We start from the raw sequence: 21,095 nt of genomic DNA, 5'->3' as shown, positions 1-21,095 counted from the left end.
AGAAGCTGGACTTCGATAAACTTAACAACTCAGCAATCCGCTTCGTTCGTTTCCGTCTATCTCGTCGGTATGGGTGCATTCTAGAGGATTTCAGAATCATTGCAACCCCCAATTCACTATATTTTTCACGTATGTATCTTTTTTCTACGAATTTCGTTAAAAAATCGCTTTTTTATCTAAATTTTGAGCGTTTTTCTTTAATAAAAGCCGTATTCATTGCAATTCAATTTAAAACAGTAAAATTTATTAAGACCTGATAACTATCAAAAAACTGTGATTTTTAAATAAGACCGTATAATTTAAGGGCTGTATCCAGAATTTTCCGAAACTTTCTTATATCAGGTTACATATTTTGCTGTTTTCTATCCGACTTATATATAGAGCTTTTTGTAAGATCAAAATCCTTGCTGAATACAGATTTTTCTTAACACTCGGTTTTAAAGAACAAAAATAAGGATATGATCTTTCTAGGTTTCAGATCATCCAGAAATCTTACTTAAGCGCAGAAGAATAAGCAGAAGATTAAAATCGATTAAGCCACATTTGAGTATTTATCTTTTATCCAGTGCTGCATCACTTCCTCAATCACTTCTTTCTTATCACTATAGTCTTCAGCAGCAAACAATAATTTGGCCCGACGTGGCAGGCGTTCTTTGACTAATGAAAAGAGTAAATAGTGGGAGGCAAGATCTAATTGCTGAAATAAGGCCTGTACCTGATCAAAAGATTTTTTGTTTTCGCTCAGCAGACTCATATTTGAAGAGAAAACACAAAATGAAATCGATGTCTTCATCAAACATCTGTTCAGTCTGGTATTGATACACCTTATTTACCTTTCTTTTTATAGATGGATTGAGATTCAAAGATGATTCATTTATCTCACCATGGATTTAACCTTAATCCAAGCTGATTCATCCATCTTTGTTTTGAATTTATTGAAGATTGAACATATAGCCAGACAACACCAATAAAAAAGGAAGAGATCTCTCCCAAAATCTCTTCCTTAGAATTGAATCTTTACCCGATCCATTATGTCATTATTATAGTTATTCACATTATATTAACTTGCCTCTTTACTTAGAGACCTGATCAATTATGGAGTTGTCTGTTATTGATCATTACCCTCTAGATATGCTTTTCACGGAATCTCTAGACGAATAAATCTTATACAAAAAAAACCTGAAATGCAAGCCAAATGGAAAAATTTAAATGTTGTTTTTATAAGGTTTTTTTTGAATTTCTATATTTATATAATTCATATACAACTTAAAAAATAAAAGCAGGCCGAAGCCTGCTTTTATTTCAATAACTTAGAACCAGCCTTAGTCAACGAAGGTCACTTTTGCAATTGCTTTTTTGCTGGCCTGAATAATTAAAGTTACGTTCTCTTTCACAGAAAAAGACGCATCAACCGGTTTCCAGTCCACTTTCACAGTGCCGCGGCCTAAGGCATCTTTAGCTTGAGCAGCATTTTTGGTTAAGCCAGCTTCACGTAAAATTGAAGTAATGAAGATCTCACCACCAAATTCGCCACGTGAAATAGTCACTTCTGGCGTACCTTCAGGCAGTTCACCTTCAGTAATGATATTACCTGCACCTTTATGGGCATGAGCGGCAGCTTCAGCACCGTGGAAACGTTCTACCAGTTCCAGGGCAAGAATGCGTTTCACTTCCTGCGGATTACGGCCTTCTTCGATTTCTTTCAGCAAGCCTTGAATTTCTTCTATAGATTTGAAGCTGAGCAGATCGAAATAACGCTCAATCAATGAATCTGGCATAGATAATACTTTCTGGTACATCGCGCCCGGTGCATCGAATACACCAATATAGTTGCCTAAAGATTTAGACATCTTATTCACGCCATCCAGACCTTCAAGAATTGGCACAGTGATACACACCTGTGCTTCCTGGTTATAACGGCCTTGCAGGGTACGACCCATCAACAGGTTAAAGGTCTGGTCTGTACCCCCTAACTCCACGTCAGCTTCTAAAGCAATTGAGTCATAACCTTGAACCAGTGGATATAAGAATTCGTGAATCGCAATCGGTTGCTGGTTGTTATAACGCTTGGTGAAGTCATCACGCTCTAACATACGGGCAACAGTTTGCTGTGATGCCAGTTGAATCAGGTCAGCTGCAGTTTTTTGTGCAAACCATTCCGAGTTGAACACGACTTTGGTTTTGTTTGGATCAAGAATTTTAAATACTTGTTCCTGATAGGTTTTTGCGTTTTCCAGCACCTGTTCGCGTGACAATGGCGGGCGGGTTGCGCTCTTACCCGTCGGGTCACCGATCATCGCAGTATAATCCCCGATCAGGAAGTACACTTCATGACCCAAGTCCTGGAATACTTTTAATTTATTGATTAAAACTGTATGACCTAGGTGCAGATCCGGTGCAGTTGGGTCAAAACCCGCTTTAATTTTTAAAGGACGATTCTGCTTTAATTTCTTCAGAAGGTCTTCTTCAGAAATAATTTCGTGGGTGCCTCGTTGGATGAGGGCAAGTTGTTCTTCAGCCGGCAGGAAATTTGACATCACAAAATCCAAATACATCAGTTATTCAATTTGTGCGATATACTAACACTTTTTCAGCACATTGCAGGCTTAAGAATAATCATGACAGCGATCTATATTGGGGTAATGACCGGCACAAGCATGGATGGTGTCGATATTGTTGCTGCTTCTTTTGATCCACTTCAGCTTCATGCTACCCTCACCTTGCCTTTTGATCCCGATCTTCGTGATGAACTGATGGCACTGACTTTGCCAGATGACAATGAAATCGACCGCATGGGCAAAGCTGATGTCGCACTGGCACAGATGATCGGTCATGGCATCAATACGCTGATTGAAGAAAATAATTTAGATCGATCTCAAATTAAGGCAATTGGATCGCATGGTCAGACCATCCGGCATCGTCCTGAACATGGCTTTACCCTGCAAATTGGTGATCCAAATATCATTACTGAAATCACCCAGATTCCGGTCATTTCCGATTTCCGTCGTCGCGATCTGGCTGCTGGCGGCCAAGGTGCACCTTTAGTCCCCGCTTTCCATCAAGATATTTTCCAGCATGACAGCATTCACCGTGTGATTCTGAATCTGGGCGGCATTGCCAATGTGAGTATTCTGCCGGCAGGCCAACCGGATCAGGTCTATGGCTTTGATACTGGGCCTGCCAATATTCTGATGGATGCCTGGTGTCAGCGTTATACCGGCCAGCCTTTTGATGAAAATGGCAACTGGGCAGCTTATGGCACGCCAATCCGTAGCTTATTGGACCGTTTACAGGAACATGAGTTCTTCTCAAAAGAGCCACCTAAAAGTACCGGCCGCGAAGACTTTAATCTGGAATGGCTGGATGAACAGATTGCTGATTGGCGCAATGATCTTCAATATGATGAACTTGAAGATACACCAGAGAATGTGCAAGCTACTTTAATGAAGCTCACGACCCGTGCGATTAAAAAAGCCATTTACCGTTCCGGTCTGGATACCGGTGAAGTTTATGTTTGTGGTGGTGGTGCCTATAATTCACATTTATTGGAACAGTTACGCTGGCGTTTGCGTAAACATCATTGGAGCGTACAAACCACAGCCGACCTTGGCTTAAATCCGACTTGGGTGGAAGGCACGGCTTTTGCCTGGCTGGCGATGCGTTTTATGAATCAACTCAGCGGCAATCTGCCGGCTGTGACAGGCGCATCCGGTTATCGCGTTCTAGGTACGATTACCTCTGTATAAAAGCAGCTTTAAGCTCACTATATATAGTTATAAAAAAGGTCTGCATATTTGCAGACCTTTTTTATGATGAAGAACTATATTTAGATCATGTCTAAATTCTTCCTAACGCATCATTAGTTTGGCATTTTCATTTCTAAATGCACGCAGGATTTGCTGTCCTGCCCGACCGGTCGGGCTTAAACCCAGACGGCTTTGTTCCTGACGAATCGCCTGACGAGTTTTATCCCCAATCAGACCATCTACCTCACCAATATCATAGCCACGGTTTAATAGGAATTGCTGGATCTCGCGACGTTCCGCACGTGACGTGCCTGGATCATCGGTTGGCCAAGCTGCCCGAATGCTTCCCTTACCTTGTAAGCGGTCAGATAAATGTGCAATCGCTAAAGCATAACTTTCTGCTGCGTTATAGCTGTAAATAGCATCAAAGTTTTTAAAGACTAAAAATACCGGTCCATTTTCGCCTGCAGGTGCCAATAAGCCAGCCTGAGAAGATTCTGATAAATTGCCCTGTAATAGCGGAGTACCGTCAGCACGCACCACACCACGGTTCATCCAGCTACTCAGTGATTTTTTATTGCGTCGGCCTTCGCCTGCAACAGACATACCTTGTGGAATTTTTACTTCAAAGCCCCAGGGTTGGCCAGTCTGCCAGCCACGTTTTTTCAGGAAATTGGCTGTAGAAGCCAGTGCATCAGGAATACTGCCGACTAAATCACGACGACCATCCCCATCAAAATCAACCGCCAGCTCATCATAAGTCGATGGCATAAACTGAGTATGACCAAAAGCCCCTGCCCACGAACCTTTTAATTGGTTTTCATAGACATCACCCCGTTGCAGCAATTTCATGGTGGTAAAGAACTCACCACGGAAATAACTTTGACGACGACCTTCACAACTCAAAGTACCTAAGGCCTGTAATAAAGGATATTTTCCGGAAATATCTCCAAAATTACTTTCTACACCCCATACGGCTACGATCGTTTCCGCCGGCACTCCATAGGCTGCGCTAATCCGGTTTAATACCTCACGATGTTGCTGCAGTTTTTGTCGACCCAGCTGTACACGTTCTTCATCCACCAGTCCGGACAGATAATCCCAGATTGGGGTCGAAAACTCAGGCTGATAATTCAACTTTTCAATCACAGAATAATCAGGTGTTAAATTTTGCGTATAACGATCGTAGGTTGAACCACTTACGCCTTGTGCAATCGCCTGACTGCGCAAATTAGCAAGACAATTCTGAAAATTATTTTGGGACGCATAATTGACCGGACTGCTCGGCACAGAAGACATATCCGTTGATGTCACACGCTGACCATTAATAATCAGTTCTGCCTGTGCCTGTGTAGCAGCTAAAACCAAAGAACCAACAAAAAGTGCAAGCCGTTGCATAAGACCCTTAAATATTTAGATTTTGAATTATGTTTCTACCTTAGCAGTTCATGATGAAAATTAAAGCGCCAATACGTAAATTTAAATTCATAATTCCTACACTTTTGAATTCATTTTGTAGCTTTTAAATTTAAAAACTTATCCACAAACTCATTTTAAATTCAAATTAAGCTTATTTTTAAATTTAAATTCAAAACTCAGGAAAACACTTTTGAATTTAAAAAATGATTGTGGATAACTTGTCTTTAGATCAGAACTTTCCAATCAACCAAAGGCTTCTGGTATATAGCATTTCTATTTTGAATTCATTTTTATTAGGAGTGCCTATTTTTAAATTCAAAACTTTAAATTCATTAATCAGCTTTTAAATTTGAATTCATATTTTTGAATTTAAATTTAAGCAGCGAAGTTTAAATTCAAAGTTCATTTTTAAATTTGAATTTATTTTTATGAATTTAAATTCAAAATCTATTTCCAGTTTTAAATTCAAACTTAATGTTAAGTTTACCCACAAGTGAATAACCTAGAATTCAGCTCAAAATAGCAGCAAATTAAATTATTATATTTATACTCAATTGATCAGTTTACAAGCAATTGATTTTAAAAATGATCCGCCCAATGGCAAGGGATTTTTAAAGAGGCGCAATCATGCCTGAATCTGGACAAATAAAAAAGCGATCACCGAAGTGATCGCTTTTTTTATCAGCAGCTTAGAGCTTAGATGGTCATATCTTCGCTCAATGCCAGCGGATTTGGCAAAATCTTCGCCAGTTGACGACATAAAGTGGTCAGCTGAGCGCTGTCTGTGGGCATCAAAGTAATGTGGCCAATCTTGCGACCTTCACGCTCTGACTTGTTATATAGATGCAAGTGAGCGCCTTCTAAAGCCAGGACATCTTCAGATTTGGGATGCTGACCGATAATGTTTACCATCACGGTTGGACGCACCACTTCAGTTGAACCCAGTGGCAGACCTGCGACCGCACGAACATGGTTTTCAAACTGCGAGCAAACAGCGCCTTCAATCGACCAGTGACCTGAGTTATGCACACGTGGTGCCATCTCGTTTGCATACAGGCCTTTGTCTGTCACAAACAGCTCAAGAGTCAATACACCCACATAATCCAAGTGATTCAGCAGGCGAGTGATGTAATCCTGCGCGACTGGTTGCAGATCCGCACTATTGGGTGCCGGAACAATCGAGTGCGACAGGATGCCGTTGTGGTGATGATTTTCAGCCAATGGCCAGGTTTTCACATCACCATTTTGACCACGTACCGCAATGATGGATACTTCACGCGAGAAAGTCACAAAACTTTCTGCGATCAGTTCACCAGCAAGGCCGAGTTCCGCCCAAGCCTGATCAATTTGATCAGCTGAACGTAAAACAAACTGACCTTTACCATCGTAACCACCACGAGAGGTTTTTAGCACGATCGGCAGGCCAAGCTCAGCAACGGCCGCCTGCAAACTTTCCAGTGAAGTTACCGCTTTATACGGTGCAACCGGAATTTCCAGTTCATCAAATAGGGCTTTTTCAGACAGACGATGCTGTGCGATGGCTAAAGCCTGACGTGGTGGATGCAGATCTTTGTTTTGCGTTAAAACATCGATATCAGCCAATGGTGTATTTTCAAACTCCAGGCTAAAGACATCTGCGCTATTGATAAAGTCCTGCAAGCCATTTACAGCTTTGGTGGAGAAAACCGGACCTAAAGCCGCAGAAGGGCAGTCCGTATTGGCTTCAAAGAACGTACATTGAATATTTAGAGGTAGTGCGGCTTGTGCCATCATCCGACCGAGCTGACCGCCACCAAAAATACCGATGGTTTTATCCATTGTGTTTGATCCCGTATTAAGCTTGGACTTACATTTGACCTGGAATATTGTTACTTGCGACTTTCTCGGTTTGTGCCGCGCGGAAATCTGCGACATTTTTTGCGATCTCTGGACGGGTTAAACCTAAAATCTGTGCTGCCATAATGGCTGCATTGGTTGCACCGGCAGGACCGATCGCCAATGTTCCTACGGCGATACCCGCTGGCATTTGCACGATAGAAAGCAATGAATCGACACCATTTAAGATCGAAGATTTGACGGGTACACCTAGTACTGGCAAATCAGTTTTGGCTGCACACATACCTGGTAAATGCGCTGCACCACCTGCACCGGCAATAATCACCTGAATACCACGATCACGCGCTTGTTCAGCATATTCAAACAGACGGTCCGGGGTACGGTGTGCGGAAACGACTTCGGCTTCAAATGGGACACCAAGTTGCTTGAGCATTTTGGCAGTGTGTTCGAGAGTTGCCCAATCTGATTGAGAACCCATGATAATACCTACGAGAGGAGTATCTTGTGCAGCAGCCGCATTCATTGCAAATTTTCCAGAGATTAAAGTAAGAAAGATAAATCTCGACGAGAGAGCCAAGCTTGAATAGGAAGGCATATTATAGACTGATTTTTCAGCTTCATAAAATTTAACGGTCAAAGCAAGGCTCGATTTTTCTTATTTTTTAGCGGATTCTTAAAAACTAGAATAAAAATAGGGAAGTAGTGGCTAGTAGATGATTTCAGGAACTGCGGAATACAAAATAGACACAACCACAGAGACATAGCGCCGCCCATAAATAATCCAGTTTAAACGGCTGTTTGAACAGGAAGATCATAAAGGGAACAAAGACCAGTAGAGTGACGACTTCCTGAGTAATCTTCATTTGACCCACCGCCAATCCCTGTTGGGCTAATAATTTGGTCGCTGGAATCATCAGGCTATATTCAAATAAGGCAATGGCCCAGCTAAATAAAATCGCCTGCCACAGTGGTGCATCATGCGGCAGGAATTTGAGATGTCCGTACCAGGCCAAGGTCATAAAACAGTTAGCAATCACCAGAAGAAATAGAGCCGGTAGCATCTGCATGCACTCTGCAAAAAGTTCGGGCTTATTTTACGATTTATTTTGCCAAAAGATATTCCAGAAGCTTGAAAATTTCCCTGAATTTGTCTGTGAAACAGGATTTAAAAAATCCCGCAGGAATGCTTGAACTTTGACTATCTTTTCAGTCAAAGCCTTGCTATCGTTGCTTGCAAATCGAATAAATCATGGCAACAGCACCAGTACAAAGTGATGTGTCAGGCAAAATGGAGTGAAGTAGATGCATCTGCATATTTTGGGTATTTGTGGCACCTTTATGGGTTCACTGGCATTACTGGCACGTGATCTGGGCCATAAGGTAACAGGATCGGATCAAAACGTTTATCCACCGATGTCGACCCAGCTGGAAAATGCAGGCATTACTTTAATGCAGGGCTATGACCATAGCCATTTACAGCCGCATCCGGATCTGGTGATTGTCGGCAATGCCATGAAACGCGGTATTGATGCCGTGGAATATATGCTGAACGAAGGCCTGCCTTATATTTCAGGCCCGCAGTTCCTGGCAGATCATGTGCTACAAGGTAAACACGTTTTAGGTGTGGCTGGTACGCATGGTAAAACCACAACCACCACCATGCTGGCATGGGTACTGGATCAGGCCGGTTTAGAACCTGGCTTCCTGATTGGCGGTGTCCCGCTTGGCTTTTCTGAAAGTGCGCGCTTAGGTGGCGGTAAATACTTCTGTGTTGAAGCCGATGAATACGATTCTGCTTTCTTCGACAAGCGTTCCAAGTTCGTGCATTACCATCCTAAAACTGCGATTCTGAACAATCTGGAATTTGACCATGCTGATATCTTTGATGATCTGGCAGCAATCCAGAAACAGTTCCACCATTTAGTGCGTACCATTCCAAGTGAAGGCCGCATTATTGCGCCAATTACTGAAACAAATATTGATGAAGTGTTAGAGCAAGGCTGCTGGACACCTGTTATTCGCACTTCATTAGACACCAATGAGAAATCTGAGCTTTATGCTGAACAGCTTTCAGAAGATGGTTCTCACTTCAAGGTATTGCAACACGGTACCGTGAAAGGCGAAGTGAAATGGAATATGACGGGTCAGCATAGTGTAGCCAATGCACTAGCAACCATTGCTGCTGCTGAGCATGTCGGTGTCTCTATTGAAACAGCTTGTGAAGCACTCTCCAACTTTGGCGGTGTTAAGCGCCGTATGGAACTGCTGGACACTGTACGCGGCATTGAAGTCTATGATGACTTTGCCCATCACCCAACTGCGATTGATACCACCCTTGATGGCGCACGCAAGCGTCTCGGTGAACGTAAGCTGTGGGCAATTATTGAACCACGTTCCAATACCATGCGTATGGGCAGTCATAAAGATGGCCTAGCACATTCCGCGCGTCTGGCCGATGAGGTGATCTGGTATCAGCCAGAAGGCCTGGATTGGGATCTGCAACCGGTAATTAATGCTGCGCCAAATAAAGCTGTAGTCGCACGTACTCTGGATGAGATTATCCAGACCGTAGTGGCTGAAGCAGGTGAGGGCGATGCGGTGGTAATCATGTCCAATGGTGGTTTTGGCGGTCTGCATCAAAAACTGATTAGTGCTTTAAAAGCTTAAAAATTTATATAAAAAAGCCCGTAATAGCGGGCTTTTTTATTTTAAAAATTAAATTCGCTTTCTATCTTTTTTAAGAAAATAGACCCTCATCCAAGTTCAAATCAACTTTCTTATTTCAATGTTAAAACAGCTAAAATTTATCTTTTTTCTTTTCATTATCTTTTGTTGCAATCTGGACATAAGACTCATTGCAGTCTTTGAGTGCCCTAGGCACAATCAATAAGAACAACAGCATTTCGATCCTCTTTTATCCTTAACCCTCCTGATGATTTTCCAGGCTGTAAAGGCAGCAAAAAATAGCTTTATCCCTCTTGTTCAGACCCTCATTCCCCTAGGAGATCTGTCATGACAACAATGAAAGCCATGGTTTATTACGGCGCCAATGATATCCGCTTTGAAGAACGTCCCATTCCCCACATTCTGCAACCTACTGATGCCATTATCAAACTTAGCAAAGTCACCATTTGTGGTACTGACCTCGGGATATAGAAAGGTAAAAACCCCGAAATTGAGGAGGTTGCAAAAGAAAAAACCGGCAGCTTTAATGGCCGGATTCTCGGTCATGAAGGTATTGGTATTGTGGAAGAAGTCGCTTCCGCAGTTCAAAACTTTAAAAAGGGCGATCAGGTGATTATTTCCTGTGTCAGCCGCTGCGGCACCTGTGAAAACTGCCAGAAACAGCTGTATGCCCATTGTAGAAACGAGGGTGGCTGGATTATGGGTTATATGATTGACGGCACTCATGCCGAATATGTCCGAACTCCATTTGCCGATACTTCTCTCTATCATTTACCAGAAGGTTTGAATGAAGATGTTGCGGTCTTTCTTTCCGATATTTTGCCGACCTCCCATGAAATTGGTGTGCAATATGGTCAGGTCAAACCGGGGGATAATGTGGCGATTGTCGGTGCCGGCCCGATTGGCATGAGTGCCTTGCTCACTGCCCAGTTTTATTCTCCAGCCAATATCATCATGGTCGATGTAGATGACAACCAGCTAGAATTTGCCAAAAAGGTCATGATTGAAATGACTTAAATCATTATCGACAACAAAAAAAAGTCCGCATAGCGGACTTTTTTATTTTTTAGCGTCAATTAAAAATAGGGAATATAACCACGCTGTTTATAACCTTGAGGAGAAGCAAGATTGGCCTGATTTTCATCCAGACGATAGAGCAGCTCCAGGAATCCACTCAACTGTTCCTGTTGCAATGCATGAGGTTCAAACTGGCCTAAACCAAAACGTGAAAATAAAGAAGAAATTTCACTATGTTTATGAACATATTTCATCGACCATTCCGAGAAATGTGGACGTTCTACTGTTGCATCCTGAAAGCGAAGCACCTGATGATGGCGTGGATCACGGCAAATACTCTGAAACAGATTTTCTACCACCTCTGCTTCACCTTCCAGACATTGAAAAAACTTGCCATGGGAATAATATAAAACCCCGTTAATCTGATGAGCTTTATTAAATTTTCTCGCTACAGATAATATATCGCTAAGATCCTGTAATAACTCTTGTTCAGATTCTATCCGCTCACTGGCGTAGCAAAGCTGTAGCATAAGGTCATCTCACTGCAGAAAGAATTAAAAACATAATTTAATCAATTATTTTAATTTTAGTCGATCATTTTTTAAGCAAATATCCGTTTTTGCTTACATTATTTTAGGTTTGCTTTTCCAAAGAAAACTTCTAACAATTACTTCCTGAGAGGAAATCAATGATTTCAGATATATAGCAATAATAATGAAGGAGTGAAACCTGATGTTAAAAGATCTGATTTTCACTGTAGCGTTGTTGTGTATATGTTTTATGCTTTTGATTATGCTGAATGAACTGACCTTGACGACCGAAACCAACATTCTGCTCAGTTCAGTTTTTATAGGCTGGACGATTTTACAGTTTGTTCGCCGTCGTATGTTTTTTTATATCAGCATAAGCCTGATGATGGGAATACTTACGTTGTTAGGCAAATATGAAGAAGTGTTATGGAACAGCATAGGCCTGATGGCAGGTTATGGCGTATATAACCTGCTGCAGCATATTTCTGTACCTGCACTTAAGGGCAAATTACAACATATCTCTATCTTGGATAAGTTTAATTCAATTGCTAAATAGCAGCTGCAACATCTTGTAGGCTGCGATCACGTTTAAACATGACATCTACATAGGAACACTGGGGAATAATTTTTAAGCTATTCTTGCGGGCAAAGTCGACCAGCACATCCAGCATTTTGCGTGCTACGCCTTGGCCGCGTAAGGAATTATCTACCCAAGTATGATCAGCCACGATGGTCGATGCTTCTTGCCACTGATATGTAATTTCAGCAAGACGTCGACCATCTTCCTCCATAAAAAATACACCGCCGCGTTTTGAATCTTGATGTTGAATGTCCATACTGAAGGCTGATCCCTTAATAAAATTATTGGTTTATTTAATTTAAAACATCTTCTTAAAGAAATGATATGAATTATTGTTAAATTTTTAATATTGGATGAAATTTTTTATTTTCTTTCATCATTTCCTGTGATTTTTTTCAAATATTGATAACTTTTTATTTCTCTATTTTGCCTGATTGAGGGTGATGCGGTTTGAGTGATCACATATCACCCCAAAAATTTAATTTTACCTACTCCCTAATTGAGAAAGACAGGATTAGAATGCAGCATCTTTTTGCATGCAACTTCGTATGTCTGACTCATCTTCCGCTTCTTCCGTCACCAAGCAATGGATTGGTGTCATCGCTTTAGCCTGTGCGGCTTTTATTTTTAACACTACCGAATTTATTCCTGTGGCATTACTGAGTGGAATCGGGCAAAGCTTTGCCATGTCCGCCACTCAGGCCGGCATCATGCTGACGATTTATGCCTGGATTGTGGCCTTACTTTCCCTTCCGATCATGCTGCTTACCAAAGCCATAGAACGGCGTTTTCTACTGATGCTGGTCTTTGCGGTCTTTATTTTAAGTCATGTGCTGTCCTATTTTGCCTGGAGTTTTAGCACGCTGGTACTCAGCCGGGTAGGGATTGCCATTGCGCATGCCTTGTTCTGGTCGATTACCGCATCACTTGCGGTTCGGGTCGCACCGAAAGGTAAAGAGTTTCAGGCACTCGGTTTATTGGCCACAGGAACAGCGATGGCGATGGTGCTCGGTATTCCATTTGGCCGGATGATTGGTGAGGCATATGGCTGGCGTAACAGTTTTGCCTTGATTGCATGTCTTGCATTGATCATTTGCCTGATTCTGGCCAAAACCTTGCCATTGCTTCCAAGTGTCAATTCAGGCTCCCTCAGCAGCTTAAAAAGCCTGATCAAACGTCCCAGCCTGATGCTAGTTTTTGCCCTCACTATTCTGGTGATTACGGCGCAGTTTACCGCTTATAGCTATATTGAACCGTTTTCCCTGAATATCGCCCACTTTGATTCAGCCCAGACCACAACTTTACTTCTGGTTTATGGCGGGGCAGGATTCCTGGGCTCCTATCTGTTTGGCCGTTTTGCTGCGCGGTTCCCAAAAATGACTATTCCTGCTTTTACTTTTGGACTGGTTATTTCCATGCTGCTGTTATTACCACTGTCGAGCACAGTCACAGGCCTCTCTGGCTTATCTCTGCTGTGGGGTTTGAGCATCATTGGTTTCAGTTTGGCTCTACAATCCAAAACCCTGAACCTGGCTGCAGATGCCACCGATGTTGCCATGGCCATTTATTCAGGCCTGTATAATGTCGGTATTGGCGGAGGAGCTTTGCTTGGCAGTATAGTCACGCTTCAGATTGGACTATCGAGCATTGGCTGGGTAGGCGCAGGGCTGGCGATCCTTGGATTTCTGCTTAGTCTTTATTTGGTTCAGCGTTTGGACTTTCTGCCCAAAGCTGCTGATTAAACGCTGCTTTTTGTAAAATAATTTGTGATTATGCACAAAATCTGTCATGCTCATCTGATATTGAGCAATTGCTCAAACAGAATTGAGTTTGAACAAGGGGAGTAGCCTCCTCCAAACGTTTAAGAATGAAATTTCAGTTTTTGAACGTGTCAGAATATCGTCATTACACTTTTCAAAAAGTCGGTATCTGAGCATCTTGAAATGCGACTGGATCTCCTCCAGTAGAGCACAAAGATGTAGGCAAGACCTTGATCATGTTGTTATAGATGTTTTTCATCTGGCAGCTGGTCAAGGTTTTTTTATGGCCAGTTGTCCGATGTGGAGAATTCACATGGAAACAATTGGTACGCTCTGGCTGTATCTTGTCTTTTTCGCAATTGTCGCCGTCATGCTGGTGATCGATTTTGTCGGCTTTAAACATCAGCATGGTCAGGAAGTAAAAGTCCGTACCGCTGCCTACTGGAGTATCGCCTGGGTCAGTGTCGCGACTTTATTTGGTGGTGGATTATGGCTGTATCTGGAGCAGACTGCAGGTGCGGCAATTGCCAATACCAAGGTCATGGAATACTTTGCCGGTTATCTGCTGGAAAAATCCTTGGCAATTGATAATGTCTTTGTCTGGCTGATGATCTTTGCCGCCTTTGCTATTCCACCAGCGCTACAACGTAAATTGCTGTTATATGGTGTACTGGGTGCAATTGTGCTCAGAACAATCTTTATTTTTATTGGTGCCTGGTTTGTACAGGAATTCTCCTGGATTCTGTATCTCTTCGGTGCTTTCCTCGTGTATACCGGCTTCAAATTCCTGCGTGGTCAGCATGAAGAAGACAGCAATATTGAAGATATGGCCATTCTGAAATGGCTACGTAAACATATGCGTATCACCCCGCAACTTCAGGGCGATAAATTCTTTGTCCGTCAAAATGGTTTGCTTTGGGCAACGCCGTTATTCTTGGTGCTGATTCTGGTCGAAGCCTCTGATGTGATCTTCGCAGTCGATTCTATTCCTGCTATTTTTGCTGTCACCACCGACCCCTTCATTGTGCTTACTGCGAACCTGATGGCAATTTTAGGCCTGCGTGCAATGTTCTTCCTGCTCTCAGGTGCAGCCTCAAAAATGCATTATCTGCCTTATGGCCTAGGTTTGATTCTGGTCTTTATTGGCTTTAAGATGCTGATGCTGGATGTATTCCATATGCCGATCTGGATTTCACTGAGCTTTATTGTGATTGTCTTGACGGTGACTGCGATTTTGTCGATTCGTCATAGCAAGAAACATAACGAAACTACGCTGTAAAGCTAATCGTAAAAAAGCCTGCAGATGCAGGCTTTTTTATTTGTCTATAAGCTCAGCTGCATACGCACGCTCTGTTGAAATTATTCGTGATTGTCTGATCTCATAAAAAATACGCATGGTTAAATATGAATGTTCATATAAACATGCTAATTTTTTCAGCTACAATCAATCGAAAAAATCAAAAAGCGCAGGTTTTAAATGTCTTCTATCATTGCAACGACGGCAATACGCGGTCGCTTCCTGGATATCAAGAATACGGTTGCCCAAGCACGTGAAATTCACGACCAAGTGCGTTATATAGAAGATGGTTTACTCATCATAAAAAATGGAATAATCCAGTGGTTTGGTTCCTGGCAGGAAGGTCAGCAGCAGCTTCCTGAAGGTCTGCATGTGACTCATTATCCTGAACAGCTCATCATTCCGGGTATGATCGATACTCACATCCATTTCCCGCAAACCGAAATGGTCGGTGCCTATGGTGAACAGCTGCTGGAATGGTTAAATACCTACACCTTCCCGACTGAGATCCAGTTTCAGGATCCGGCGTATAGCCAGAAAATGGCACAGTTTTTTATTCAGGAATTGCTGAAGAATGGCACAACCACAGCTTTGGTGTTCTGTACCGTTCATCCAGCTTCGGTAGAAGCGCTATTCGAAGCGGCTACAGCACAGAATATGCGTCTGATTGCCGGTAAAGTGCTGATGGACCGCCATGCACCTGAAGCCCTAACCGATACCGCAGAATCTGCCTATAGCGATTCTAAAGCCCTGATTGAGAAATGGCATGGTAAGGGACGTAATCTTTATGCGATTACGCCCCGTTTTGCTCCGACCTCAACCCCTGAACAACTAGAAAAAGCAGGCCAGTTAAAAGCTGAATATCCAGATGTCTATGTCCATACTCATCTCAGTGAAAATAAAAACGAGATTGCCTGGGTAAAAGAACTCTTTCCGGAACGTGAAGGCTATCTGGATGTCTATCATCATTATGGGCTGACCGGTGCTAAATCCGTATTTGCGCATTGTGTGCATCTGGAGGAAGGGGAGTGGGATTGCATGCATCAAACCGACTCTGCGATTGCCTTCTGCCCAACCTCAAACCTGTTCCTGGGTAGCGGTTTGTTTCCGCTGAAGAAAGCTTGGGATAAAGGCGTGAAAGTCGGCTTGGGTACCGATATCGGGGCAGGAACCTCCTTTAACCAACTGCAAACCTTAAATGAAGCTTATAAAGTGCAACAACTACAAGGAGAAAAACTTTCGGCTTTTGAGTCACTATATCATGCGACCCTGGGTGGTGCGAAAGCCTTAAGTCTGGATGACCGCTTGGGGAATTTCAATGTGGGCAAAGAAGCGGACTTTGTGGTGCTGGATCTCAATGCCACCGCTTTACAACAACTGCGTCAGAGCAGAGCTAAAAATATTGAAGACACCTTTTTTGCACTGACCATGCTGGGAGATGACCGTAATATTGCAGCAACTTATGTCTATGGACAGGCTGTCTATGTCAAGGCCCAATAAATCGCGTCAGCGCAGGATCATTTTGGCTGCAATCGTCGCCGTCTGTGCCTTTGCGCTGAAGAGAGATTCACAGCAGCCCGAAAATTGATTACATTTACAGCAAGTAAAACAGGTGCATCTCAAGCAAGGATGTATTAAAATTGCTGCAATTCAGGTGTTGCAGGTCAACACCTTTTTTATTTTGCTATTTTTATTTTTTAGGTATCTACCCATGACCGTTCAAATGAGCGTAATGATTTCCGCTGAAGAAATTCAAGCTAAAGTCAAAGAGCTTGGTGCTAAAATCGATGCACACTATGCCAATAGTGACAAAGAGCTTGTACTTATCGGTTTGTTACGCGGTTCAGTGATTTTCATGGCAGACTTGTGTCGTGCCATTACCAAGCCACATGAACTCGACTTCATGACTGTATCCAGCTACGGCGGCGGTACGATTTCGAGACGTGATGTCAAAATCCTGAAAGATCTGGACGGTGAAATCCGTGGTAAAGATGTGCTGGTGGTTGAAGATATTATCGACTCAGGTAATACCTTAAGCAAAGTCCTGGAAATCCTGCAAACCCGTCAGCCAAATTCAATTGAACTGTGCACTTTGGTGAGCAAACCTTCACGTCGTGAAATCGAGCTGGAAGTAAAATTCCTGGGCTTTGAAGTCGAAGACAAGTTCATTGTCGGTTATGGCCTGGACTATGATCAAAAATACCGTCATATTCCATTTATTGGTGAAATCGGTCTTTAAGAACCGGTTTAAAAGAAGTGGCTTCGTGCCACTTTTTTTATTTCTTGAATCATTTCAGTAACACAGCAAACAAAAACGCAACAGCCCGTTGCAGGACATGACTTTTTTCAGGGCTTTTCTTGCCGCAAGATAAACCTGATGTAAAAACAAAGACATGATAACAAGGAGTATGCTGATGTGGTCAATTATCGTTGCAATTGTAGTGGGTTTTATTGCGGGTCTGGTTGCACGCGCAATTCATCCTGGTGATGACAAGGCTGGATTCATTGTTACGACCCTGCTGGGGATTGCCGGTTCACTGGTTGCGACCTTTGCCGGACGTATGCTGGGCTTGTACTCCCAAGATTCTGCCGCAGGCTTCATTGCTTCAGTGATCGGTGCCATAGTCATCTTGTTTATCTACAATATGGTGACTAAACGTAAACGGATCTAAGCTCTGCTTGGAATAAGTTTCTTTCATAAAAAAAAGAGCGCCTAGATAGGTGCTCTTTTTTTATTTGCTGATCATGGTCAGAATTTTACAGGCCGAATTCTTTGAAGCCTTGTTCAATCTGTTCTGCTGGCTGAGCGCCCATAACCTTAAAACCATTCGAGAATATAATTGCTGGTGTGCCATTTACACCGAGTGATTGTGCCAGCTGTTTATTATGTTCAATCGGGTTGGCACAGCTCTTTTTCGATTTAGGCTGTATACCTTGACCAATTAGGTCTTCCCAAGCTTGAGTCGGATTTTTTTCACAATAAACTTGTTTAGATGGCGCAATTGACTGCTGTTTTAAAGGCAGGATGAAGGTATAAATGGTGACATCTTTAAGTTTTTTCAGCTCTACTTCAAGTTGTTTACAATACGGGCAATTTGGGTCAGAAAAGATGGCAAGCTGACGTTTTCCTGTCCCTCTGACTGATTTAATTGCATCCTGAAGCGGTAACTTTTTCCAGTCGACACTGTTTTGTTTGAGTAATAAATCCTGAGTCAGATTATGCTGGTCCTGGATCCGAAACATTGAACCGGCTAGGAGATGCTGGGCATCTTCATTCAGATAGACAATCTGTCCCTGCATGGAACCGCTATAGATTCCTTTCATTTCGGTAGGCTGAATATTTTCAATTTTCAGGTTGGGACTGTTTTTTGCCAGATTGGCTTTAACCGTATCCACATTGGCAAAGCTGAGGCCAGGGAATAGGGTCAAAGCCAGCAGCATATTTCTTATTTGCATGAATGTCCTGCTCAGGTCCAAGTTAAATGTGTTCCGATTTTAGTCTTTTTACAAAGAAAATTCTGACTATTTTATGTAGCGTGATTTTAAAATCAAATTACTCAATCAATTATGTTTCACGTGGAACATTGACCCTTTAATGCTGATTGATTTCCACCGAGATATGCACGATTTCTTCATGAATAGAGATCGCTTCACGGATTTGATCAGCACTAATAGGGATTCCCGTTTGAACGGCAACAAAACAGGAAAATTTACCTTTACCGACCCTCGATACATGCAGATCAGTTAAGTGTAGATCACTTCCATATTCAGCAATGACTTCACGTATTTCTTCGACCACTGGGGCATCCATATCGGCATCCAGTAAAGTCTTGGCACTTTGCTTTAGCAGGCCAATCGCCCAGCGTGCAATCAGGACTGAGCCGACAAGTCCCAGTACTGCATCGAGAAAATCCCAGCCCATATATTTTCCGGCAAATAGAGCAATAATCGCCAGAACGGAAGTCACAGCATCAGCTACCACATGCAGAAAGGCTGCTTTATGGTTCAAGTCATGATGACCATGATTATTATCATGCTCGTGATGGGAATTTCCGTGATGATGATCATGGTGATGGTGCCCATCATCATGCAGCAACCAGGCACAGGCCAGGTTAATCAGTAGCCCTAAAATCGCGATTGGAATGGCTTCGTTATAATGAATCTGAACTGGCGAAAATAGGCGTTCTACCGAATGAATCGCCATAAATCCGGCTACTACGAGCAATAAAATCGCACTGCTATAACTGGCCAGAATTTCAATCCGCCAAGTACCCATATTAAAACGTAGATCATTCGCATAATGGCGGGCCGCTTTATAGGCAAAGTAAGCCAGCCCCAAGGCCAACACATGCGAGCCCATATGCCAGCCATCGGCAAGCAAAGCCATTGACTGGAAGATCCATCCCCCTAATACTTCCAGCACCATCATGACGGCGGTCAGAATCGTGGCAGACAGAATCTTTTTCTGTGCGAGTGGATTACCTTCATCAAATTGATGGCTGTGCGAATTGGCGGTATGTTTTTGCATAAAAGGAAACTGTTATTAATACTCCCCCCTAGTATATTTATTTTTGGAAATTTGTGGTGAGTCATGTACATGATGATAAAAAAATATTAAACCGGGTACGGCGCTTGCAAGGCCAGATGAACGCCGTAGAGCAGTCTCTCCTGAATCCTGAGACAGGCTGTATTCAGGTCTTACAACAGGTTGCAGCCATTAAAGGTGCCATAAACGGTTTGATGAATGAATTGATCAAGACCCATTTAAGAGAGCATGTCATTGGAGAAGCTACGGTCAATGAAGAAGAACTGGCTGAGTTTTTAAAATTATTAAAGCGTTATGGCTAATTGTTTGGCTCAACATTTTTTTGTTTTCTTTACAGCAAGATAATTGACCGCTTTTTCATCTAACCGATACACTGCCACCCATTCTCTTCTTTCTTCCACATCATTTTTTTATGTGGTGAAACTTTTACGGCAGCTACATGACAGAAAATATCTCATGGCGACCTTTCGCCATGGTCAGTCTTGCATTGATTATGGGTACCATCGGCACAGCACTGGCAAGTCCGCTTTACCCCATTTATCAACAGATTTGGCATTTATCCCCAAGCCAGATTACCTATATTTTTGTCGCTTATATGTTTGGCTGCCTGGGTACCTTGTTATTCCTGGGACGTACCAGCAACACGATTGGTTTCCTAAGAACCCTGCAAATTGGCTTGGTATTTATTAGCATTGGCTTGGTCATTTCAGTCTTTGCCGAGAATGCGCTGATTTTGTCGGTGGGCCGTTTTATTATTGGCATTGCTTCAGGTCTGATGACCACTTCAGCAATGCTGGGCATGATGCAAACCATTCCAGAGTCTCATAAGCAGCTTGCACCGCAGCTGGTATCGATTCTGACGGCCATAGGTTTTGGTTTGGGGCCGTTTGTGGGTGGGGTAATTGCGCAGTTTTCTCAAACCCCTTTAGTTACTCCCTACCTTCCTATTATTTTGGGGGCAGTGCTGTGTTTTGTCGGATTATTCTGGCTAAAAACACCTGCTTTTGAACACCAACCTTTTAGTATTGCACCGAAATTACTGCGTCCTGAACCTCAGTATCATGCTGTGTTCATGATTGTGGGGTTAACTGCATTTAATGCCTTTGCTGCTTTCAGTTTATTTGCTTCACTGTCACCGTCTTTTGTGCAGGATATCTTGCCCTGGCATGGTCCTTTGGTCAGCGGTACTGCCATTACCTGCATTTTGCTGATTTCTGCTGTGGTGCAGTTCTTTGCTAAAGCTGTTCCTGCAAAAAAATGTCTGAATATTGGCTTGATGATTATGCTGGTGAGCTTAGTTAGTCTTGCACTCTGTATGACCCTTAAAGCAAGTATCTTATTCTTTGCCAGTGATATCCTATTCGGGATTGGACATGGTTTTGCCTTAATGGGCGCATTCGGTGTGATTCATGCGATCACAACCTTACAAAACCGTGCAGCCGTGATGTCGACTTACCTGTTTACAGGCTATTTGGGCACGATTGTGCCGATTATCGCGGTAGGTTATCTGGCTGATCACTTTGGCTTAGGCTTTGCCGTGATCAGCTTCTGTGTGGCGATCAGTGTACTCTGTCTAATCTTGTGGTTATGGCATCAAAAACTACAGGTAAAAGCCTAATAAAAAAGCCCTCATTTGGGGGCTTTTTTATTTTTTAAATATGTCCCGTCCTGAAATAAGT

Annotated in this window: 22 protein-coding genes; 12 read left to right on the top strand and 10 right to left on the bottom strand. The window is 42.7% G+C overall.

Annotated features, from left to right (window positions below; genetic code table 11):
• Positions 1 to 532 precede the first annotated feature (532 nt).
• The gene (locus B3Q46_RS04255; RefSeq protein ID WP_004780312.1) at positions 533 to 754 is read right to left on the bottom strand and encodes a hypothetical protein; all 222 of its coding nucleotides are present in this window, start codon (positions 752 to 754) and stop codon (positions 533 to 535) included.
• A 568-nt stretch (positions 755 to 1,322) separates the two neighbouring features.
• A complete protein-coding gene (tyrS, locus tag B3Q46_RS04250; RefSeq protein ID WP_161792066.1) occupies positions 1,323 to 2,555 on the bottom strand; it encodes a tyrosine--tRNA ligase in 1,233 nt (410 codons plus the stop codon).
• Between the two features lie 63 nt (positions 2,556 to 2,618).
• Here tyrS and B3Q46_RS04245 point away from each other — a divergent pair, with 63 nt between their 5' ends.
• Complete coding sequence (locus B3Q46_RS04245) at positions 2,619 to 3,746, top strand: anhydro-N-acetylmuramic acid kinase (RefSeq protein ID WP_004780315.1); 1,128 nt, start codon at positions 2,619 to 2,621, stop codon at positions 3,744 to 3,746.
• A 102-nt stretch (positions 3,747 to 3,848) separates the two neighbouring features.
• Here the strand turns inward: B3Q46_RS04245 and B3Q46_RS04240 are convergent, their stop codons facing one another.
• The 4 genes from B3Q46_RS04240 to B3Q46_RS04225 all read right to left on the bottom strand — a co-directional run bounded on the left by B3Q46_RS04240 (position 3,849) and on the right by B3Q46_RS04225 (position 8,062).
• Entirely contained in the window at positions 3,849 to 5,144 is a 1,296-nt protein-coding gene (locus B3Q46_RS04240; protein ID WP_004780318.1) for a lytic murein transglycosylase, read from the bottom strand.
• A 717-nt stretch (positions 5,145 to 5,861) separates the two neighbouring features.
• Entirely contained in the window at positions 5,862 to 6,983 is a 1,122-nt protein-coding gene (locus B3Q46_RS04235) for a 5-(carboxyamino)imidazole ribonucleotide synthase (RefSeq protein WP_286713646.1), read from the bottom strand.
• Between the two features lie 28 nt (positions 6,984 to 7,011).
• Positions 7,012 to 7,524, bottom strand: coding sequence for a 5-(carboxyamino)imidazole ribonucleotide mutase (gene purE / locus B3Q46_RS04230; RefSeq protein ID WP_004780321.1), 513 nt, complete (start codon positions 7,522 to 7,524; stop codon positions 7,012 to 7,014).
• 196 nt (positions 7,525 to 7,720) lie between these two features.
• Positions 7,721 to 8,062: a DMT family protein gene (locus B3Q46_RS04225; RefSeq protein WP_004780323.1), complete on the bottom strand. Its 342-nt coding sequence runs from the start codon at positions 8,060 to 8,062 to the stop codon at positions 7,721 to 7,723.
• A 241-nt stretch (positions 8,063 to 8,303) separates the two neighbouring features.
• Here B3Q46_RS04225 and mpl point away from each other — a divergent pair, with 241 nt between their 5' ends.
• From mpl to B3Q46_RS04210, 3 genes are all read left to right on the top strand, one after another.
• Positions 8,304 to 9,668 (top strand): UDP-N-acetylmuramate:L-alanyl-gamma-D-glutamyl-meso-diaminopimelate ligase, encoded by a 1,365-nt coding sequence (mpl, locus tag B3Q46_RS04220; RefSeq protein WP_004780324.1) that lies wholly within the window; start codon positions 8,304 to 8,306, stop codon positions 9,666 to 9,668.
• Positions 9,669 to 10,013: 345 nt separating this feature from the next.
• Positions 10,014 to 10,157 carry a hypothetical protein gene (locus B3Q46_RS04215; RefSeq protein ID WP_004780326.1) on the top strand — a complete coding sequence of 48 codons (144 nt, stop codon included), beginning with the start codon at positions 10,014 to 10,016 and terminating at the stop codon, positions 10,155 to 10,157.
• Between the two features lie 18 nt (positions 10,158 to 10,175).
• A complete protein-coding gene (locus B3Q46_RS04210; protein ID WP_313660701.1) occupies positions 10,176 to 10,703 on the top strand; it encodes an alcohol dehydrogenase catalytic domain-containing protein in 528 nt (175 codons plus the stop codon).
• 59 nt (positions 10,704 to 10,762) lie between these two features.
• Here B3Q46_RS04210 and B3Q46_RS04205 read toward each other — a convergent pair whose 3' ends face one another.
• Positions 10,763 to 11,233, bottom strand: coding sequence for a BLUF domain-containing protein (locus B3Q46_RS04205; RefSeq protein WP_004780330.1), 471 nt, complete (start codon positions 11,231 to 11,233; stop codon positions 10,763 to 10,765).
• A gap of 202 nt (positions 11,234 to 11,435) precedes the next feature.
• Between B3Q46_RS04205 and B3Q46_RS04200 the strand changes: the two genes are divergently transcribed.
• Positions 11,436 to 11,789 (top strand): hypothetical protein, encoded by a 354-nt coding sequence (locus tag B3Q46_RS04200; RefSeq protein ID WP_004780332.1) that lies wholly within the window; start codon positions 11,436 to 11,438, stop codon positions 11,787 to 11,789.
• Here the strand turns inward: B3Q46_RS04200 and B3Q46_RS04195 are convergent.
• Positions 11,782 to 12,069, bottom strand: coding sequence for a GNAT family N-acetyltransferase (locus B3Q46_RS04195; protein ID WP_004780333.1), 288 nt, complete (start codon positions 12,067 to 12,069; stop codon positions 11,782 to 11,784). The two genes, B3Q46_RS04200 and B3Q46_RS04195, sit on opposite strands and share 8 nt — an antisense overlap.
• Before the next feature lie 292 nt (positions 12,070 to 12,361).
• Between B3Q46_RS04195 and B3Q46_RS04190 the strand changes: the two genes are divergently transcribed.
• From B3Q46_RS04190 to B3Q46_RS04170, 5 genes are all read left to right on the top strand, one after another.
• A complete protein-coding gene (locus B3Q46_RS04190) occupies positions 12,362 to 13,555 on the top strand; it encodes a sugar transporter (protein ID WP_034589637.1) in 1,194 nt (397 codons plus the stop codon).
• Positions 13,556 to 13,886: 331 nt separating this feature from the next.
• Positions 13,887 to 14,852 carry a TerC family protein gene (locus tag B3Q46_RS04185; RefSeq protein WP_004780335.1) on the top strand — a complete coding sequence of 322 codons (966 nt, stop codon included), beginning with the start codon at positions 13,887 to 13,889 and terminating at the stop codon, positions 14,850 to 14,852.
• A 198-nt stretch (positions 14,853 to 15,050) separates the two neighbouring features.
• Positions 15,051 to 16,370, top strand: coding sequence for a guanine deaminase (guaD, locus tag B3Q46_RS04180; RefSeq protein ID WP_004780336.1), 1,320 nt, complete (start codon positions 15,051 to 15,053; stop codon positions 16,368 to 16,370).
• A gap of 211 nt (positions 16,371 to 16,581) precedes the next feature.
• Positions 16,582 to 17,109, top strand: coding sequence for a hypoxanthine phosphoribosyltransferase (gene hpt, locus B3Q46_RS04175; protein WP_034704593.1), 528 nt, complete (start codon positions 16,582 to 16,584; stop codon positions 17,107 to 17,109).
• 175 nt (positions 17,110 to 17,284) lie between these two features.
• Positions 17,285 to 17,542, top strand: a complete 258-nt coding sequence (locus B3Q46_RS04170; protein WP_005233088.1) for a GlsB/YeaQ/YmgE family stress response membrane protein — start codon at positions 17,285 to 17,287, stop codon at positions 17,540 to 17,542.
• 85 nt (positions 17,543 to 17,627) lie between these two features.
• Here B3Q46_RS04170 and B3Q46_RS04165 read toward each other — a convergent pair whose 3' ends face one another.
• Both B3Q46_RS04165 and dmeF read right to left on the bottom strand, forming a co-directional pair.
• Positions 17,628 to 18,326: a DsbC family protein gene (locus B3Q46_RS04165; RefSeq protein WP_286713639.1), complete on the bottom strand. Its 699-nt coding sequence runs from the start codon at positions 18,324 to 18,326 to the stop codon at positions 17,628 to 17,630.
• A gap of 136 nt (positions 18,327 to 18,462) precedes the next feature.
• Positions 18,463 to 19,398, bottom strand: coding sequence for a CDF family Co(II)/Ni(II) efflux transporter DmeF (gene dmeF / locus B3Q46_RS04160; protein WP_034704588.1), 936 nt, complete (start codon positions 19,396 to 19,398; stop codon positions 18,463 to 18,465).
• A 56-nt stretch (positions 19,399 to 19,454) separates the two neighbouring features.
• On the opposite strand from dmeF, the gene B3Q46_RS04155 reads away from it, so the two are divergent.
• Both B3Q46_RS04155 and B3Q46_RS04150 read left to right on the top strand, forming a co-directional pair.
• Positions 19,455 to 19,718: a metal/formaldehyde-sensitive transcriptional repressor gene (locus B3Q46_RS04155; RefSeq protein ID WP_034704585.1), complete on the top strand. Its 264-nt coding sequence runs from the start codon at positions 19,455 to 19,457 to the stop codon at positions 19,716 to 19,718.
• Positions 19,719 to 19,888: 170 nt separating this feature from the next.
• Complete coding sequence (locus B3Q46_RS04150; protein ID WP_034704584.1) at positions 19,889 to 21,034, top strand: MFS transporter; 1,146 nt, start codon at positions 19,889 to 19,891, stop codon at positions 21,032 to 21,034.
• Positions 21,035 to 21,095 lie beyond the last annotated feature (61 nt).

This window comes from Acinetobacter sp. UBA2581 (genome assembly GCF_002339435.1).
Taxonomy (GTDB): Bacteria; Pseudomonadota; Gammaproteobacteria; order Pseudomonadales; family Moraxellaceae; genus Acinetobacter; species Acinetobacter variabilis.
The sequence above is the reverse complement of the archived record's forward strand: the minus strand, read 5'-3'. Positions and strand labels throughout refer to the sequence as shown.

Coding starts and splice junctions, on each gene's coding strand:
- B3Q46_RS04255 (WP_004780312.1), bottom strand. CDS start 754: ATGAGTCTGCTGAGCGAAAACAAAAAATCTTTTGATCAGGTACAGGCC.
- tyrS (WP_161792066.1), bottom strand. CDS start 2,555: ATGTATTTGGATTTTGTGATGTCAAATTTCCTGCCGGCTGAAGAACAA.
- B3Q46_RS04245 (WP_004780315.1), top strand. CDS start 2,619: ATGACAGCGATCTATATTGGGGTAATGACCGGCACAAGCATGGATGGT.
- B3Q46_RS04240 (WP_004780318.1), bottom strand. CDS start 5,144: ATGCAACGGCTTGCACTTTTTGTTGGTTCTTTGGTTTTAGCTGCTACA.
- B3Q46_RS04235 (WP_286713646.1), bottom strand. CDS start 6,983: ATGGATAAAACCATCGGTATTTTTGGTGGCGGTCAGCTCGGTCGGATG.
- purE (WP_004780321.1), bottom strand. CDS start 7,524: ATGAATGCGGCTGCTGCACAAGATACTCCTCTCGTAGGTATTATCATG.
- B3Q46_RS04225 (WP_004780323.1), bottom strand. CDS start 8,062: ATGCTACCGGCTCTATTTCTTCTGGTGATTGCTAACTGTTTTATGACC.
- mpl (WP_004780324.1), top strand. CDS start 8,304: ATGCATCTGCATATTTTGGGTATTTGTGGCACCTTTATGGGTTCACTG.
- B3Q46_RS04215 (WP_004780326.1), top strand. CDS start 10,014: ATGACAACAATGAAAGCCATGGTTTATTACGGCGCCAATGATATCCGC.
- B3Q46_RS04205 (WP_004780330.1), bottom strand. CDS start 11,233: ATGCTACAGCTTTGCTACGCCAGTGAGCGGATAGAATCTGAACAAGAG.
- B3Q46_RS04200 (WP_004780332.1), top strand. CDS start 11,436: ATGTTAAAAGATCTGATTTTCACTGTAGCGTTGTTGTGTATATGTTTT.
- B3Q46_RS04195 (WP_004780333.1), bottom strand. CDS start 12,069: ATGGACATTCAACATCAAGATTCAAAACGCGGCGGTGTATTTTTTATG.
- B3Q46_RS04190 (WP_034589637.1), top strand. CDS start 12,362: ATGTCTGACTCATCTTCCGCTTCTTCCGTCACCAAGCAATGGATTGGT.
- B3Q46_RS04185 (WP_004780335.1), top strand. CDS start 13,887: ATGGAAACAATTGGTACGCTCTGGCTGTATCTTGTCTTTTTCGCAATT.
- guaD (WP_004780336.1), top strand. CDS start 15,051: ATGTCTTCTATCATTGCAACGACGGCAATACGCGGTCGCTTCCTGGAT.
- hpt (WP_034704593.1), top strand. CDS start 16,582: ATGACCGTTCAAATGAGCGTAATGATTTCCGCTGAAGAAATTCAAGCT.
- B3Q46_RS04170 (WP_005233088.1), top strand. CDS start 17,285: ATGTGGTCAATTATCGTTGCAATTGTAGTGGGTTTTATTGCGGGTCTG.
- B3Q46_RS04165 (WP_286713639.1), bottom strand. CDS start 18,326: ATGCAAATAAGAAATATGCTGCTGGCTTTGACCCTATTCCCTGGCCTC.
- dmeF (WP_034704588.1), bottom strand. CDS start 19,398: ATGCAAAAACATACCGCCAATTCGCACAGCCATCAATTTGATGAAGGT.
- B3Q46_RS04150 (WP_034704584.1), top strand. CDS start 19,889: ATGGTCAGTCTTGCATTGATTATGGGTACCATCGGCACAGCACTGGCA.